Origin of the sequence: Thiomonas sp. UBA7699 (assembly GCF_002482605.1) — a bacterium.
Taxonomy (GTDB): domain Bacteria; phylum Pseudomonadota; class Gammaproteobacteria; order Burkholderiales; family Burkholderiaceae_C; genus Thiomonas; species Thiomonas arsenitoxydans.
Map to the genome: position 1 here is coordinate 54,137 of NZ_DLGH01000024.1, position 14,917 is coordinate 69,053.

A 14,917-nucleotide genomic window follows, 5' to 3' on the forward strand; every position below is an offset into this window, starting at 1 on the left:
GGTTTAGCGTTTAGCGCCGCGGCTGTAAAACACCACGCTGTCCTTGAAAGCCGTGCTGTGCAACCCTTGGGCGAGCCCGCTGGCCAGCCAGCTTTGCAGCCGCTTGCGCGACACCCACACAGCGAAGGGCTTGCCCTCGGCCCGGGCCTTCTGCAGCGCGTTTTCGTTCACGCAAGTGTTCTGCCGCCTGTCGTCCCGGCAGCCGAACCAAAGGTCTTCGCTGGCGCTGTCGATCACGAACAAGTGGGGGACGCCGTAGAACAAAAGCGATGCGTCGTGATCCTCGAAGGTTTGCCAGGAGAACCATACGGTGTCTGCGGGCAAGAGTCGATGCATGACCCCAGCGACCTGTTTCTGCGAGATCTCGGCCGTTTTAGCGACAGCGAGCTGAGCGGAGAAATCCACCATGATCACCGCGCTCAGGCTGAAGACCGCCAGACCGAGGGCCAGCCTGCGCGACCACAGCAGCGCGCCGCCGATGAACGCCGCCAGCGCAACCCCGATGACCAGCGCGGGCAGCCAGCCGAATTGCGCTGCGGGCAGGCCAGAGCGCAGCAATTCGGCCTGCAGCGGCGGCGTGAATGTCAATCCCCAGAGGCCCAGCGCGGCCATGCCGAACAGCAGCGCCCCCAGCCCAAGCCGACGGGGCAAGGCGGCGCCGTCGTCACCGGCACATAGGGCCGCCTGCAGCCGCACACCTAGCCACCAGGCGACCAAGGGCACCACGGGCAGGAGGTAATACGCTCCCTTGTCGCTCGCAGCGCTAAAGAAAACGGTGAGGATGATTGCGGTGTTGCGCGCCCAGCGCGCTGACGCGGTGGCCGTATCGTCGCCGTGCAAGCGGGGCGCAAACGCGGCGAGCACGGCGAGCAGCGGCGTCCACTGAAAAAAGCCGATCAGCAGCTTGGGGCCGTAGTACCACCAAGGACCATGGTGAAAATCATCTGGAATGCGGGTGCCCAGGAACCGGCCGATGGTTTCGTTGACAAAGAAAAACCAGCCAAAACCCGGCAGGATGCGCAGCGCGGCCAGATGCCAGGGGGCCGCAACCAGTACGAAAAGGGCGATGGCCCAAGGATCGAGATAGAACTTCAGCAGTTCGCGGCGCTTCCATGCGCCGGGGGCCGCCAGCAGTTGCACCAGGGCGACCAGGCCGAGCAACAGCAGAGCCTCCGGGCCTTTGGTCAGCGTGGCGAGCGCCACCGCAACAGCGGCGGCACGCAGCCAGGCCCGCTGCCGGCGCTCCACCGCAAGCACCAGCAGAGCCAGGGCGGCCAGCCAGAAAAACACCATCAGCGGATCGAACAAGATGTTGCGGGCGACCAGCACATAGCCCAATGCCGTGCCGGTGACCAGCGCAGCGAACCGGCCCGCAAGCGGCGCGGACACCGCCCGGCCCAACACGATGCACCCGAGCACCGTCAGCCACGCGGCCAGGGCGTCGGGCAGCCGCGCCTGCCAGGCCCCGGCGCCGAAGGCCTTGAAGCTCAACGCCATCAACCAATAAAGCAACGGCGGCTTTTCGATGTAGGGAACGCCGTCGAGATGGGGGATGATCCACGATCCGCCATGCGCCATCGCCAGGGCAATGCTGGCGTAAAGCGCCTCGTTGGTGTCGCGGATGGGGGCGGCACCCAGACGCCAGAACAGGCTCGCCGATGCAATCAGCAACACAAGGCCATCGAGCAGAAGACTGGTTCGCCACCGCGCATCGGCCAGCGCCGCGATCCGCCCTGGCTTGTGAGCAGGCGTTGCTGCGGCTTGTGGGGTTGAGCAATGCAGGGAGGTGCTGTGACGCATGAAAAGCGAATTGCGAATGGAGTTTGGCAAAGAGTTTGGCAAATTGGCCTATAACCGCCAGGAGCCTGTCGGGCGTGCAAGCGCCACATTTTCGTGAAGACATGCGCTCGTGAAAATGAAAAGCGGATGACGATTTCGTCATCCGCATTGCCCCCCGGAGGGAGCGAGCTGTGAACGCCCACAGAGCGATGGCAGGCGCTGCCCGGGTGCGCGCTCGTCTCAGTCGCCGCCGCGGTCGTCTTCTCCATGGTGACGATCCCAATGCCTGTGATCGCGCCTTTCTCCGCGGTATTGGGGTCCGGGGGCGTAATAGGGCGGCGGTGCGGCGTAATAGACCGGAGCCGGGACATATTGCACCGGTGGCGCCACATAGACCGGCTGCGGCGCCACCGGGTAGGCGTTGCCGACGTTGGCGATCAGCCCCGGCACGCCGATGGCCAGTGACCAGAGTGGAGAGTCATCCGCATGCGCGGCGGGAAGCGCGACGACAGTGCTCAGCGCGATTGCCGCCAAGGTTTTTGCGAACAAATGAGGCAAGCGGGGGTGGGAGTTGGTGGTTTGCATGATGGGATGAACGGTTCGGGTTGGAAACGGGTTGACGGGCAGATGGATATTTCGAGTGAAGGCGCGGTGGAGGACATGTCGGGCGTCATAGCGTCGACCGCACGGCGGTTGGCTGCCCCCAGAAAAACCCCTGTCCCCAATGCACGCCGAGGTCGCGCAGCCACTGCAGCGCCGCCTGGCTTTCCACGCCCTCGGCGATGGTGATGAGGTTCAGGTCTTGCGCAAGCTGGAGCAGGTGGTGCATCACCTGCTCGCCCTTGGCCGTGCGCAGGCCCGTCTGCACCAGGCTTCGGTCCAGTTTGAGATAGCGGATGGGCAGGGCCAGCAGATAGGGGAAGGCACTGTGATTGCTGCCGAAATCGTCGAGCGCCAGTTCAAAGCCCAGATCGAGCAAGGGCTCGAGGTTCGCAAGAAGACGGGCCGGATCGGTGTCGAGATTGCGCTCGGTGATTTCCAGCACCCAGGGTGTCTGGCTTGTATCAGCGCCGCTCTGCTTCTGCCGCCAGTGCTGGTGCTGCCGCGCGAGCTTGTCCATGCAGGACGGCTCAGCCAGGAAAGCGCTGGAGCAGTTGAGGAACAATTTCCCCGGGGCCGCCGCGAACGGTACGGGCTGAGAAGCGGCGGCCATGGCTTGCGCGGTGATGACAGCGTCGATGCGCGGCTCGATGCCTAATTTAGCGGCCGTGCCGATGAACGCCTCCGCCGTCACCACCCGCCCTTGCGGGGTCAGCAGACGCGCCAGCGCCTCCTGGCCCATTGTCTGCAGATCGTCCAGACGCAGGATGGGTTGATAGGCCACGCGCAGCCGCTGTTCCTGCAAGGCCAGCCGCAGTTGGGCGCGCGCAAAGGCGTCGCTACCGCTGGCGGCGCCCAGCCGCTCCCGCACCCACTGGGCCGGAAGGAGGGATTCTGCAGTAGACAAGGCCGACGGTGCGATGAACTCCGGCGCGCCCATGGTCAATGGTCCTGATGGGCGGGATTTTCCTGCAGCGTATCCAGCGGGTTTTCGTTCATCACGAACAGGCCGTTGGAAGCGGGCGCAGCGGTGCTGTAGATCATGTCCTTGGCACCCATGACATAGAACATCTGGCCGGTGAAGGTGCTGCTTTTTCCGGAGGGATTGGACTGGGTGATGGTGACGCTGGGGGCATTCAGGATGTAGGGCGTAGTGCGGGTGTTGTTGAGGGAAAAATTGCCGAAGCTCACGCTGGCGCCGGGCTTGAAATCGTCGTCGCTATAGTCATGTCCATTCCCGTTGGGTAGAGCCTGACTGAGATCAAGCCCTGCGGTCTGCGGCATGACGCAGGCGCCGAGCACCAACCCCCCTACTGTGGCGCCCGTACCCATGAGTCGCACGCCAAACATGCTGCTGTTGCTCCCACAATTCACGCCGTCGCTGTGCTGAGAACTGTATTGAGCGATTTGCGCCCAGCCCGGCTCACTGTTCTGCGGCACCAGCACCGCATCGAAGCGGGTGAGTACGCCGCCCGACTGGGTGCGGCCGCCCATGCGCAGGCCATAGCCGACGCTAGCGCTTGGGACGCTGGCGGTCGATGAAGCGCTGCTCGCAGGCACACTGGGGCTGGGTGCAGGCGCCGTGCCGCCGACGACAAAGCCGCTCGGCAGCAGCCCGGCCTTGCCGGCCAGCACATAGGTGTTGCCTTGGCCGTCATTCACCGTCAGGGTCATCAGATTGCCGACGATCACGCCGGTCACAGTGCCGCTGCCGTCCGCCGAACTGAGGTTGCCGTTGGCGTCCACGCTGACCAGGGTGTTGAGAATGCCAGGTGGCAGAGTTCTGGTCTGTGTGGGAATGGATGCAGCGGATGCGGCGGAAGCCGGCGGGGTCGGCAGCATGGGCAGGGCGCTCATGCCCGATTGCGCCAGCACGCCCTGCAGGCTGTAAGTGCCGGGGGCCACGGCAGGTGCGCCTTGCTCCAGCACGTCGCCGAGGTCAAGCTCAGGCGCCCAGCGTTCATCTGACGAGATGTACTGCATCAGCGACTTAAGGTTGCCGTCGCAACTCGGACCGAGCGTGGTCGACGCCGAGTTCAGTGCACTGGCCGCGTTGTTGGACAGCCCCTGCTTGGCGATGTCATGCGCCATGTCTTCGGTGTCGTGATACTGCGCCGGGCGAGCGCAGTAGCCGTCGGCCACGGCCTTGATCGCGGCGGACAGCGCGAGGATGTCATCGTGATGCTGGGACAGCAGCGCGGCATAAAGAGCAGGCGTGAGGTTGGCATAGCTGCCGCCCGAGGCGATATAGACCGCCAGCGCGGCGGTGGTCACCTGGCTGATGACCAGATTGGGCAAGTTGGCCGATGTGAGCGAGCCCGCGGCGAGCACGGCGCTGCTCGTGCCCAGATAGGCGGTGAGTACCACCTGGCCGTCCGGCGAGGTGGCATTGGCAAACAGCGGTACGGAGGTGTTGGGCAAAGTTGTCTGCACGGTGTAGTTGCCGCTGGCGTCTGCCGTGGCGGTGCCCACTACCACCGAGCCTGGCTGGCCCATGGGGGCAACCGTAGTGAACGTCACCGCCGCGTTGGCGATGGGCGCATCGATCACGGCGCCTTTGAGCGTGGTGTTGGCTGCGACCGGGTTGATCTGGGCCGTGCCGCCGCCGCCCCCTCCGCAGGCGCTCAGGCTGAGCGCCAGGGCGGCTGCGATGGGCAAGAGTTTTCGGGTGGAACGTGTGCGGGATTGCGAGGGCTGCATGAGGATCTCCAAGAATGGGTCGGTGGCGCGCCGCATGACGATGCGTGCCGGAATAATAGATGGGAAAAAATAACATGCAATAAAAATCTTGCATTAAACTTCGGTCAACCCCTTCAAACGTCTTCAAGCACCTCGATCAAAACTCATGGGACGCCCCCCGCGCCGTCTGCCTTGCCCTCCTCCGCCAGAGCATCCATTGCCTGCGTCGGAGGATGTGTTGCGGGCGCTCGCGCAAGTCATGGCACCGCTGGCGCGCCTGCTGCTGGCCAGTGGCCTGGACTACACCCGTCTCGCCGCGGAACTCAAGCCCCTGTTTATCGAGCAGGCCAGGCTGGAGCTGCTGCGCTCGGGGCAGAAAGACACCGATTCGGCCATCAGCCTGCTCAGCGGCGTGCACCGCAAAGATGTGCGCGAATGGCGCACGAATGGGCTGAGCGGCCGCATCGCGCAGGAGATGTCGATCAGTTCGCAGGTGTTCGCCCGCTGGGTGCAAGACCCTCTTTATCGCGACCGGCGCAAACGCCCCAAGCCTTTGCCGCGTCTGGGGCCGGCGCCGTCTTTTGACAGCCTGGCGCGCAGCGTCACGCAGGACATCCATCCCTTTACCGCATTGACCGATCTGCTGCGCCTCGGGCTGGTGACAGTCAAGACCGTGAAGGAGCAGGAATGGATCGTGCCGCACCGCGAGGGCTTTGTGCCGCCGCCGGGATCGCGTGATCTGCTCGATCTGTTCGGCGCCAATCTGTCGGACCATGCGGCGGCGGCCGTCGGCAATTTGCTGGGGCAGCCGCCCCAACTCGAGCAAAGCGTGTTCGCCGAGGGCGTGACGCCCGAATCGTCCAGAGAACTGGGCGAGCTGGCGCGCAAGCTGTGGGCGCAGGCACGCGCCGAAATGATTGCAGAGGCCACCCGGCGTTATGCGGCCGACCAAGGCCGCGCCGATGCCACCTGCCGCCTGCGTTTTGGCGCCTACTACTGGGCGGAGGATGTCTCGCAGCAGACGCCGCAGCCCGACCCCACGGCAACGGGAGACGACCGTGATGATGCATAAAAATCATTTGCGCAAACTGGGCGCGGTGGCGCTGGTTCTGCTGGCCGCCTTATTGGCTTCCTGTGGGGGCGGTGGCACGGTCGCCACGACGGGCGGCGTCGGCACGGGCGGCACGGGCATTTCCACCGGCACCGTCACCGGCTTCGGCAGTGTGGTGCTCGATGGCACCGCCTACAGCAGCGCCAGCCCGGTTTACTACGCGGGCACCGATCAGGACGAAGAGGCGCAGACTTCCTCCACTGCGGTGAATCTGGGCGACCAGTTGCAGATTCGTCTCGACGCCCAGGGGCATCCGAGCAAAGTGGTCATCGATCCTGAGCTGATGGGGCCGGTCGCCAACCTGGGTGCAGGCGGCTTCACGGTCAATGGCGTGGCGGTTCGGGTGAACAGCAATGCAGACGCCGGGCCGGTGACCTACTACACCGGGTTGAACGATTTTTCCAGTCTGCAGAGCGGCATGCAGGTGGAGGTACACGGCGCCTATGGCCAAAGTGCCAGCGGGCAGGGCTATATCCAGGCCACCCGCATCGAGCAGTTGCCCGCCAGCAATCCGGTGACGCGGCTGACCGGCGTGGTCAGCCATCTCAATGCGGTGAACGGCAGCTTCCAGATTGGCGCCACCCTGGTGCAGACTCAGGCTTCAACCCTGATCACGCCGTCGGGCATGGCGCTGGCGAATGGACAACTGGTGAATGTCTGGAGCAACACGGCACCTGCGGCCAATGGCGCGATTCAAGCAGGCGCGGTCAACGTGCGCACCCTGCGCGGCGTTTCCGGCCCGGCGCAGGTGGGCGGGCTGGTGGCGCAGTTGGCGGGCAGCCGCTTCCAGGTCGCGGGCATCCCGGTCGATGCCAGTGCGGTGAATCTCGCCAGCGCAGTGCAGAGCTTGAGCAATGGCGCGTATGTAGTGGTGCAGGGGCAGGCCGATGCCTCCACCGGGGTGCTCACCGCCACATCTTTGCGCACCTACGCGAACAGCCCCGCGCAGGTGGAATTGCGCGGCACCATCACCGGCTTTGTGAGCGCCAGCAATTTTCTGGTGCGCGGCGTACCGGTGGATGCGTCTGCGGCGAACGTGGTGTTCACCGGCGGCACCGCCGCTTCGCTGCGAAACGGGGTGTTTGTGGACGTGGTCGGCCAAGTGGCGGGCAGCAGCGGCAATCTGGTGACGGCCAGCAGCGTGTCCGTGCTCAGCCAGGCGCCCGATGGCGGCACGGTGGACTATCAGGGCACGGTCAGCGCAGTGAATCCGGCCAGCGGCGTGTTCAGCCTAAGCGTGCAGGACGACGGAAAGACCCAGACTTTACCGGTCACGCTCGCCCCGAATGTGGTGTTCAGCCATGGGACGGTCGCGCAATTGATCGATGGGGCCAACGTGGAGATCGAAGCCACCAATACGGCGAGCGGGCTGCTGGCCTACAGCGTGTCGTTTCAGAAAGTGCAGGCCTCCTCTGGCTCCAGCGATGGGACGTCCTCGCCCGTGCTGGAGACCAAAGGCACGCTCTACAACCTCACGGCAAGCAGCTTTGAGATCAACGCCCTGACCATCCAGATCAACGGCGTCATGCCCAAGAATGGAAAACTGGTCAATGGGGCGAAAGTTGATGTGAGCTTCATCCAATCCGGTAGCCTGAATCTGGCTCAGGAGATCAGTCTCGACGACTGAGAAAATAGGCCCAAAAAAACCCGGCGGCGCCGGGTTGAAATGAAGCGAGAGCTTTGTGCTGCCTGCTCAGGCGGGGTCGATCAGTCGGCGTTGGCGCCTTCGACACTGTTTTCAAGCACGGCGCCGGTCTGGGCGTCCACGCCCACCTCATGCTCGGTCTGCTCCACTTTGAGGTCGAAGGAATACCGCAGGCCGCTGCCGCCCTTTTCCTTTTCGAGTTCCTGGTCGGTGATGGTGGCGCCAGGGAGGGTTTTGAGAGCGATGGCGCGGGCTTCATTCAGCGTCACCTTGGCTTCCTTGGTGTATTGCGAACCGTCCATGGCATAGGCGGAGCCAGCGGCGCCGGCCAGGCCAAGAGCCAGCGCGCTGGCGAACAGAAATGCGGTTTTGTTGCGTTGTTGCATGATCAAACTCCTTATGAACTCTTGCGAGCGAAACACCGCTGGATGCGGCGATCGCAAACCGTTTGCGATGGAAGGAGTGTCGTCTTCTGGAATGAGCGCACGCTTAGCAAAACGTCACGGTTTGATGACATCTGCACACAACTCGGCAGGCGGCATCCGCATACAGTACCCGGTATGTTGACCCAATCATTAAAGAGAGGCGCGCCATGAAATCACCCGCTGAACGCCAGACTGTTGCCAGCGCAGAGGATGCGCCGTTGAATCTGCCCCGTCGCAAAGCATTGTTGGCGCTGGGGGCGCTGGGCTTTGCGGTTGCCGGGCAGGCGCGCGGCGCTGGAATGGGCGGCATGGCGGGGATGCCGGGCATGGGCGGCATGGCGGGCATGGACATGGGGCAGTCACGGCCGACGGCTGCTGCGCCAGGAGTCGGCGTGTTCAGCCGCGCCTTGCTCATTCCTGCGGAGCTTCATGGCCAGCCGCGCGACGGCGTGCTGCATTACGCCCTGCGCATGGCGCCGGGGCACAGCATGCTGGTGGATGGTCTGCAGACTGCCACCTGGGGCTACAACGGTGCGGTGCTCGGCCCCACGCTGCGCGTGCCGCGCGGCAAAGCCGTGCAAATCGATCTGAACAACGCGCTGGACCAGTCCACCACCCTCCATTGGCATGGCGCGCATGTGCCGGGCGAGATGGATGGCGGGCCGCAAAGTCTCATCGCGCCCGGCGGGCAACGCCGCCTGCACTTCACCCTGCAGCAGCCCGCGGGCTCGCTCTGGTATCACCCCCATCCTGACACCCGTACCGGGCCGCATGTCTATGCGGGCCTGGGCGGCCTGTTCCTGGTGGACGATCCTGCTGACCAACACCTGGGTTTGCCGCAGCAATACGGCGTGGACGATATTCCCCTCATCCTGCAGGACCGCCGTCTCGCTGCCGATGGCCGACTGCTTTACATGACCCGCATGATGGATCGCATGGGCATGAAGGGCGACCGCTTTCTGGTCAACGGTCGCGAGCAGCCGTACTGGAACGCGCCGGCGCAGTGGGTGCGGCTGCGCCTGCTCAATGCGGCCAATGCCCGGGTGTTCAATTTGGCGTTTGCCGATGGCCGCGTGTTTCATGTCGTCGCCACCGATGCCGGTTTGTTGCCGCGCCCGGTGCCGGTGCACAGCTTGTTGCTGGCGCCAAGCGAGCGCGCTGAAATTCTGGTGGACCTACGCGGCGATCAGGGCAAGCGCTTGATATTGCGCAGCAATTCCGGCGCCGTGGTGCCGGATCTGAGCGCTATGCCGATGGACGCCGACTCCTTCGATCACCAAGGCTTCGAGCTGCTGGAGTTCAGAGTCGGCCCGCCTGCGGGAACCCCCGCACGGCTTCCTGCCCGGATGGTGGATCTGCCCGTGTTGCGTGCCGACGCGCCAGTGCGCCGCTTCACCCTGCAGGGCATGTCGGGCAACATGATGGGCGGCGCAATGGGCGGTATGGGGAGCATGCGCAGCGGCTCGCAGGTGATGGATGCGAGCGAAGTCGGTCCTGGCGGCATGAGCCTGGGGGTAGGAGGGCAGAAGCTGTTTTCCATCAACCACCACCACATGGACATGGCCCGCATCGACCAGCGGCTGCGGCTGGGTTCCACCGAGATTTGGGAAGTCGCCAATCAGGGCCATATGGCGCATCCCTTCCACTATCACAGCACCTCGTTCCAGATTTTGAGCCGCAATGGCAACCCACCGCCCGCGCACGAAGCCGGGTGGAAAGACACCGTGCTGGTGCGGCGGGGCGAAACCGTGCGGCTCATCGCCCACTTCGGTCAACCGGCGGGTGATGCCCATCCCTTCATGTTCCATTGCCACATTCTGGAGCATGAAGACAACGGCATGATGGGCCAGTTCACCGTGACCTGATCTCAGCCGCCAAAGTAACCCGGCAGAATTTTCTCGTGCGTCGTCGGCGGGTTATCGGCCAGCAGGCGTTTGTCGGTGGTGACGATGATCAGCCCGGCCATCGGGTCGCCGAAGCCGTGCACGGTGGGGCGCTTTTTCGGCACGGTGCGGCCGCCCGGCTCCTTCGCCAGTTCGGCGTGCACCGAGCAGTAATAGAACTGCAACCCCGGATGCTTGAACGCAATCGCGTAGGTGCTCACCGGGTGTCCTGGGCCGGGCGTGCCTTGCACGGCGCCATCGAAGCGGGTGCTGGTTTTGCCCGTCAGCGGGTTGTAGCCGATGATGGTGTGCGCGCCCGTGTCCTGATCGACGAACACCACCTTTTGCCCGGGGCGCACCATCACCACGTTTTCCAGAAACATGTTCGCGCCGTTCATGTGCACATAGACCGGTGTTGCGGCGGTGGCGGCGAAGCTGCCGGGCGCCAGTAGCAGGGCGCCGGCTGACAGCAGCGCGCTTGCCGCGGCATTGCGCGCCCGAGCGCGCAGGGGGTTGGACGTGTGCAAGTTGATCTCCTTGGCGATGGCGGGTTGTGCAACAACTGGCGGCGACCACCGCTTCGTGCCGGTTGCAAACGAGGGATGAGTGTGAGCGGTAAGAGTCTTCATTCGGGCGCCCGGTTCCGGGGATGGGCCACGCCAAAGCGCAGCGCCAGCGAGGGCAGCACGAACAGGTTGTAGAGCAAGCTGGTGAGCAGTCCGCCGAGCAGCGCCACGGCCATCGGCCCTTCGACTTCGCGCCCCGGAGCGTGTAGGCCCAGCGCCAGCGGCAGCACACCCAGTGCCGTGACCAGGCTGGTCATCACGATGGCGGCCAAACGGTCGGCCACGGCGCGCTGCAGGGTATCGGTGTTCCAGTCCAGGCCCTGCTCGCGCTGCAATTGCGCGGCATGGGCAAAGATGAGAATGGCATTGCGCAGGCTGATGCCCATTAGCGCGAGCAGGGCGATCACCGCGCCCAGCGAGAGCACGCCGCCCACCAGCCAGGCGGCGAACACGCCGCCCGCCCAAGCGGTGGGAACCGAGAGCAGCACCAGCAGGACCTGCCGCGTCGTGGTGGAAGCGGCCTGCAGCGGCGTGGCCGCATACCCCTCCCGCGCATGAGGTCTGCGTCCCAAGGCGATCGACAGCAGCAGGATCAATCCGGCCAGCACCCCGAGCACGTCCACACCCAGCCGCTGCAGCGTGGCGCTGCGCTGCGCCGCCTCGCCCTCGAATTGCAGGGTGATTCCTGGCGGCAGTTGCACCAGCCGGGCAATGGCCGCGCGGGCGCGTTGCACAAAGCCGGTGAGATTGGTCGATGTGGTGGAAGCCAGCACGGTCTGCTCTCGCTGCCCGCCCAGATGGCGGATGTCCGACGGGCCGCTGGCGGCGCTGATGCGCGCCAGTTGCGACAGTGGCACGAAGCCCAGCGTCGGCGTGTGAATCAGCAGATCGCCCAGTGCCTGCGGATTGCTACGGGCGCTGCGGTCCAGCACCACGCGCACCGGCACCGGCACCGCGCCGTGGAACACCGTGCCGGTGATGCGGCCGGCAAACGCGGTCTGGATGGTCTGCAGCACCGGCAGCGGCTGCAGCCCCCAGCGACGCAGCGCCTGCGCATCCAGGCTGATGTCGAGTTGCGGCACTCCGGGCGGCGCCTGCAACTGCACGCCGGTGGCCGTGGGCAGGCGGCTCAGCACGGTGGCCACTCGGGCGGCCACGGCATCGAGGGGGTGCAGATGGTTGCCCAGCACATGCACCACCAGCGGCGCACCCGCGCCGCTGGCCACGGTGTTGTCCATGCGCTCGGTGAGAAAGCTGTTGACGCGAAAGCTGGCCCCGACAAAACCGCCGAGCACGCGCTCGATGGCGGCCAGCGCCTGAGCCGAATCAGCACCCGGTTTGAGATTCACGTCGAGCGAACTGCTTTGCGTGCCGGAGGCGTCGGGCGAAAGTGTGGCGCGGCCGGTGTGCTGCGCGACCAAGCGGACTTGGGGCAAGCGTTCGAGCGCCTGGGTCACGCGCGCACCTTCGTCCAGCGAAGCCTGGATGGAGGCGCCCGGCGCCAGCCGCATGTGCACGATGTATTGCCCTTCCTGCAGCGGTGGCAGAAAGCTGCCGCCCATGCCCCGCGCCAGCAGCGCCGCACCGCCAACGAGCAGAAGGGTGATGAGTGCCGCGGGCAGCCAGTGCGGCAGCAGACGGTGGAGCAGGGCGCCATAGCCACGTTGGGCGACGCGTACCGGGGCAGGCGTATAAAGCCGGTGATCGCGCCCGGCCAGCAGCAACGCGGCCAGCGCTGGCGTGACCGTGAGCGCAACTGCAAGCGAGGCCAGCACCGACAGCGCATAAGCCTGCGCCAGCGGCGCGAACAAGCGGCCCGACAGTCCCGGCAGCAACAAGATCGGCACGATGACCAGCAGCACCGCAGCCGTTGCGTAAACCACCGCGCCGCGCACTTCCAGGCAGGCGGCGAGCACGACGCGCAACGGCGGCTGCGGGTGCGCGGCCACGGCGTTGGCGCGCAGTCGGCGCAGGATGTTCTCGACGTCGATCACCGCATCGTCCACCACCACGCCGATAGCGATCGCCAGGCCGCCCAGGGTCATCACATTGAGCGTCACACCCATCCACACCAGCACGGTGACCGCGGCCAGCAGCGACAGCGGAATGGCCAGCGAGGAGATCAGCGCCGCGCGCCAGTCCAGCAGCGTCAGCGCAATGACCAGCACCACCAGCAGCGCGCCCAGCACGAGCGAATCGCGCACATTGCGCATGGCGATGGTGATGAAGTCCGCCGGGCGGAACAGCTTGGCATGCAGCGCGATGCCCTGCGCCGCGAGCGCGGCCCGGTGGCGCTGCAACACCGCCTGCACCCCGCGCGTCACCTGCAGAGTGTTGGCGCCGTAAGACTCCTGGATTTTGAGGATGACTGCAGGCTGGCCGCTGATACTGGCGCCGCCGATGGCGGGCAGCGAGGCATAGCCCACTTGCGCCACATCGCCCAGAGTGATGGCGCCGTCCGGCGTGGCGCGCAGCACGGTGTCGGCCAGCGCCTGTGGGGTGTCGGCCGCGCCGTGGCTGACCAGCAGCACGCGTTGCTGCGGCGTGGGCATGAAGCCCGCGCCCAGCAGCCCCGTGGCGTGCTGGGTGGCCGCCTGCACTTGCTGCAGATCGAGATGAAAACTCTGCAGCGCCTGCGGATCGACCCGCACCTGCAGCGCCCGCACCTGCTGGCTGAACACCAGCACATTGGCCACGCCGGGCACGGCCATGAGCTGCGGGCGAATATCCCATTGCGCGATGGACTGCAGATCCATCAGGCTCTTGCGGTGCGAAGTCAGCCCGGCCATCAATACCGTGCCCGTACTGGAGGTCAATGGAATCAGCCGCGGCGGCCCGACGCCCGCAGGCAGATGCACGCTGGCGAGGTGTTGCGCCACGCGCCAGCGGTCCTCCTGCAGCTGGGTGTCGTCCTCGAAATACAGCTTCAGGATGGAGATACCCGGCAGGCTTTTCGACGCCACCTGCTTCACCCCCAGCAGCCCGCTGGACGCCGCCTCCAGCGGGTTGGTAACGAGCAGTTCCACCTGCTCGGGCGACAGGCCGTTGGCCTCGGTCTGCACCTTCACCATCTTGGCGGCGAATTCGGGGAACACGTCGGTACTCGCGGTGCGCGCGACGTTCACCGCCAGCACGGCGAGCAAAACCGCCAGCGCCAGCACCACGCCACGGCGACGAATGCTCAAGGCGATGAGCGCGGCTTGCCAACCCGAGGTGCGAGCCATCAGTCGTCGTCTCCGCCAACCGTGGGCAGGGCGTGTGGTTTCGGTGGCGGCGTCAGCACCAGTCCGGCGCCGCGCGTCACCACATCCACCGCGCCCCAGCCCGGTTGCACATACCCGCCGTGCAACGGCCAGGCGGTGGACACCTTGCGCGCGGTGAAATAGCGGGCCTTGCCGTCGGCTGAGGCGGCGACAAACACGACCGCCTCGGCGTCAGTCCACACCACACTGCTGGACGGCAGCCTGACGCCAGATTGCGCTCGTGCGGACTGCACTTCGGCCACCAATTCCAGCCCCGGCATCAGACCGGGTGCGGCGGGGGCGATGAGCACCTCGCGCCATCCCTGCAACTGGCTGGAGGCCGCAGCGGCCGGGCCGATGACGCGGGCGTGCACTGTGCGTTGGCTGCCTGGAATATGCAGTTCGACTTGCGCTGTCTGGGGCAGGGCTCGGCCCGGCGGCAAGGTGAGATCGACGATAAGTTCGCTCCCATTCAGAATGGCCTGCCGCACCGCAGTTTGCCTGCTCAGTTGCGACGCCAGCGCCGTGCCAAGCTGGGCGGTGAGCTGTGCTTGAGCCACGTCCACTGCCGCACGGGCGCTGTCGACCTCGGCCCGCGCTTGCTCGGCTTCCGTCTGCGCTTGCTGCACCTCGGCCAGCGCGACATTTTGTCCGGCCTCGAATAGCCCCTGATCGCGCTGCGCCTGCATGGCGGCGAGTTGCAGGTTGCTTTGAGCGACCTTGAGCCGCGACCTTGCCGCGTCCAGTGCAGTCAGGCTGCGCAGCAAACCCGATGGGCTCTGGACGGTGGCGCTGGCGGTGAATCGCGTGCGGTAATTCGCGGGCGTGAGGTGCTCGATCCGCAAGTCGGCCGACGCCATCTGCGCAGAGCTCCACAGCACGGGCTGCGGCAAGGCGGCCTGCGCCGAAGTTGCCCCCAGCCAGCATGCGGCCGCGCAACAGGCCGCAAGGCTGAGGCGGGAGAGAGAGGGTTTTTTGCTCTGCATC

Annotated in this window: 11 protein-coding genes; 3 read left to right on the forward strand and 8 right to left on the reverse strand. The window is 65.7% G+C overall.

Annotated elements, in window-relative coordinates; genetic code table 11:
* Window positions 1–3: 3 nt before the first annotated feature.
* From B3H47_RS10790 to B3H47_RS10805, 4 genes are all read right to left on the reverse strand, one after another.
* The gene (locus B3H47_RS10790) at window positions 4–1,674 is read right to left on the reverse strand and encodes an ArnT family glycosyltransferase (protein ID WP_286987002.1); all 1,671 of its coding nucleotides are present in this window, start codon (window positions 1,672–1,674) and stop codon (window positions 4–6) included.
* A 345-nt stretch (window positions 1,675–2,019) separates the two neighbouring features.
* The gene (locus B3H47_RS10795) at window positions 2,020–2,364 is read right to left on the reverse strand and encodes a hypothetical protein (protein ID WP_013122936.1); all 345 of its coding nucleotides are present in this window, start codon (window positions 2,362–2,364) and stop codon (window positions 2,020–2,022) included.
* Between the two features lie 85 nt (window positions 2,365–2,449).
* Window positions 2,450–3,319 (reverse strand): EAL domain-containing protein, encoded by an 870-nt coding sequence (locus B3H47_RS10800; protein ID WP_286987003.1) that lies wholly within the window; start codon window positions 3,317–3,319, stop codon window positions 2,450–2,452.
* Window positions 3,320–3,321: 2 nt separating this feature from the next.
* The gene (locus B3H47_RS10805; protein ID WP_286987004.1) at window positions 3,322–5,079 is read right to left on the reverse strand and encodes a hypothetical protein; all 1,758 of its coding nucleotides are present in this window, start codon (window positions 5,077–5,079) and stop codon (window positions 3,322–3,324) included.
* A 145-nt stretch (window positions 5,080–5,224) separates the two neighbouring features.
* Between B3H47_RS10805 and B3H47_RS10810 the strand changes: the two genes are divergently transcribed.
* Window positions 5,225–6,130: a DUF6502 family protein gene (locus B3H47_RS10810; protein WP_286987005.1), complete on the forward strand. Its 906-nt coding sequence runs from the start codon at window positions 5,225–5,227 to the stop codon at window positions 6,128–6,130.
* Window positions 6,120–7,796 (forward strand): DUF5666 domain-containing protein, encoded by a 1,677-nt coding sequence (locus B3H47_RS10815; RefSeq protein WP_286987006.1) that lies wholly within the window; start codon window positions 6,120–6,122, stop codon window positions 7,794–7,796. Before B3H47_RS10810 ends, B3H47_RS10815 begins: the two co-directional genes overlap by 11 nt.
* An 80-nt stretch (window positions 7,797–7,876) precedes the next feature.
* On the opposite strand, the gene B3H47_RS10820 is transcribed toward B3H47_RS10815, so the two are convergent.
* Complete coding sequence (locus B3H47_RS10820; protein WP_286987007.1) at window positions 7,877–8,200, reverse strand: PepSY domain-containing protein; 324 nt, start codon at window positions 8,198–8,200, stop codon at window positions 7,877–7,879.
* A gap of 206 nt (window positions 8,201–8,406) precedes the next feature.
* Between B3H47_RS10820 and B3H47_RS10825 the strand changes: the two genes are divergently transcribed.
* Window positions 8,407–10,104 carry a multicopper oxidase family protein gene (locus B3H47_RS10825; protein ID WP_286987008.1) on the forward strand — a complete coding sequence of 566 codons (1,698 nt, stop codon included), beginning with the start codon at window positions 8,407–8,409 and terminating at the stop codon, window positions 10,102–10,104.
* A 2-nt stretch (window positions 10,105–10,106) separates the two neighbouring features.
* On the opposite strand, the gene B3H47_RS10830 is transcribed toward B3H47_RS10825, so the two are convergent.
* The 3 genes from B3H47_RS10830 to B3H47_RS10840 all read right to left on the reverse strand — a co-directional run bounded on the left by B3H47_RS10830 (window position 10,107) and on the right by B3H47_RS10840 (window position 14,916).
* Window positions 10,107–10,649: a cupredoxin domain-containing protein gene (locus B3H47_RS10830; RefSeq protein ID WP_286987009.1), complete on the reverse strand. Its 543-nt coding sequence runs from the start codon at window positions 10,647–10,649 to the stop codon at window positions 10,107–10,109.
* A 98-nt stretch (window positions 10,650–10,747) separates the two neighbouring features.
* The gene (locus tag B3H47_RS10835) at window positions 10,748–13,912 is read right to left on the reverse strand and encodes an efflux RND transporter permease subunit (RefSeq protein WP_286987010.1); all 3,165 of its coding nucleotides are present in this window, start codon (window positions 13,910–13,912) and stop codon (window positions 10,748–10,750) included.
* Entirely contained in the window at window positions 13,912–14,916 is a 1,005-nt protein-coding gene (locus tag B3H47_RS10840) for an efflux RND transporter periplasmic adaptor subunit (protein ID WP_286987011.1), read from the reverse strand. The genes B3H47_RS10835 and B3H47_RS10840 overlap by 1 nt, the downstream gene beginning before the upstream one ends.
* Between the last annotated feature and the right edge of the window lies 1 nt (window position 14,917).

What these genes read in the sequence shown, in the direction of transcription:
- B3H47_RS10795 (WP_013122936.1), bottom strand. Translation starts at nt 2,364, where the DNA reads ATGCAAACCACCAACTCCCACCCCCGCTTGCCTCATTTGTTCGCAAAA.
- B3H47_RS10800 (WP_286987003.1), bottom strand. Translation starts at nt 3,319, where the DNA reads ATGGGCGCGCCGGAGTTCATCGCACCGTCGGCCTTGTCTACTGCAGAA.
- B3H47_RS10805 (WP_286987004.1), bottom strand. Translation starts at nt 5,079, where the DNA reads ATGCAGCCCTCGCAATCCCGCACACGTTCCACCCGAAAACTCTTGCCC.
- B3H47_RS10810 (WP_286987005.1), top strand. Translation starts at nt 5,225, where the DNA reads ATGGGACGCCCCCCGCGCCGTCTGCCTTGCCCTCCTCCGCCAGAGCAT.
- B3H47_RS10815 (WP_286987006.1), top strand. Translation starts at nt 6,120, where the DNA reads ATGATGCATAAAAATCATTTGCGCAAACTGGGCGCGGTGGCGCTGGTT.
- B3H47_RS10820 (WP_286987007.1), bottom strand. Translation starts at nt 8,200, where the DNA reads ATGCAACAACGCAACAAAACCGCATTTCTGTTCGCCAGCGCGCTGGCT.
- B3H47_RS10825 (WP_286987008.1), top strand. Translation starts at nt 8,407, where the DNA reads ATGAAATCACCCGCTGAACGCCAGACTGTTGCCAGCGCAGAGGATGCG.
- B3H47_RS10835 (WP_286987010.1), bottom strand. Translation starts at nt 13,912, where the DNA reads ATGGCTCGCACCTCGGGTTGGCAAGCCGCGCTCATCGCCTTGAGCATT.
- B3H47_RS10840 (WP_286987011.1), bottom strand. Translation starts at nt 14,916, where the DNA reads ATGCAGAGCAAAAAACCCTCTCTCTCCCGCCTCAGCCTTGCGGCCTGT.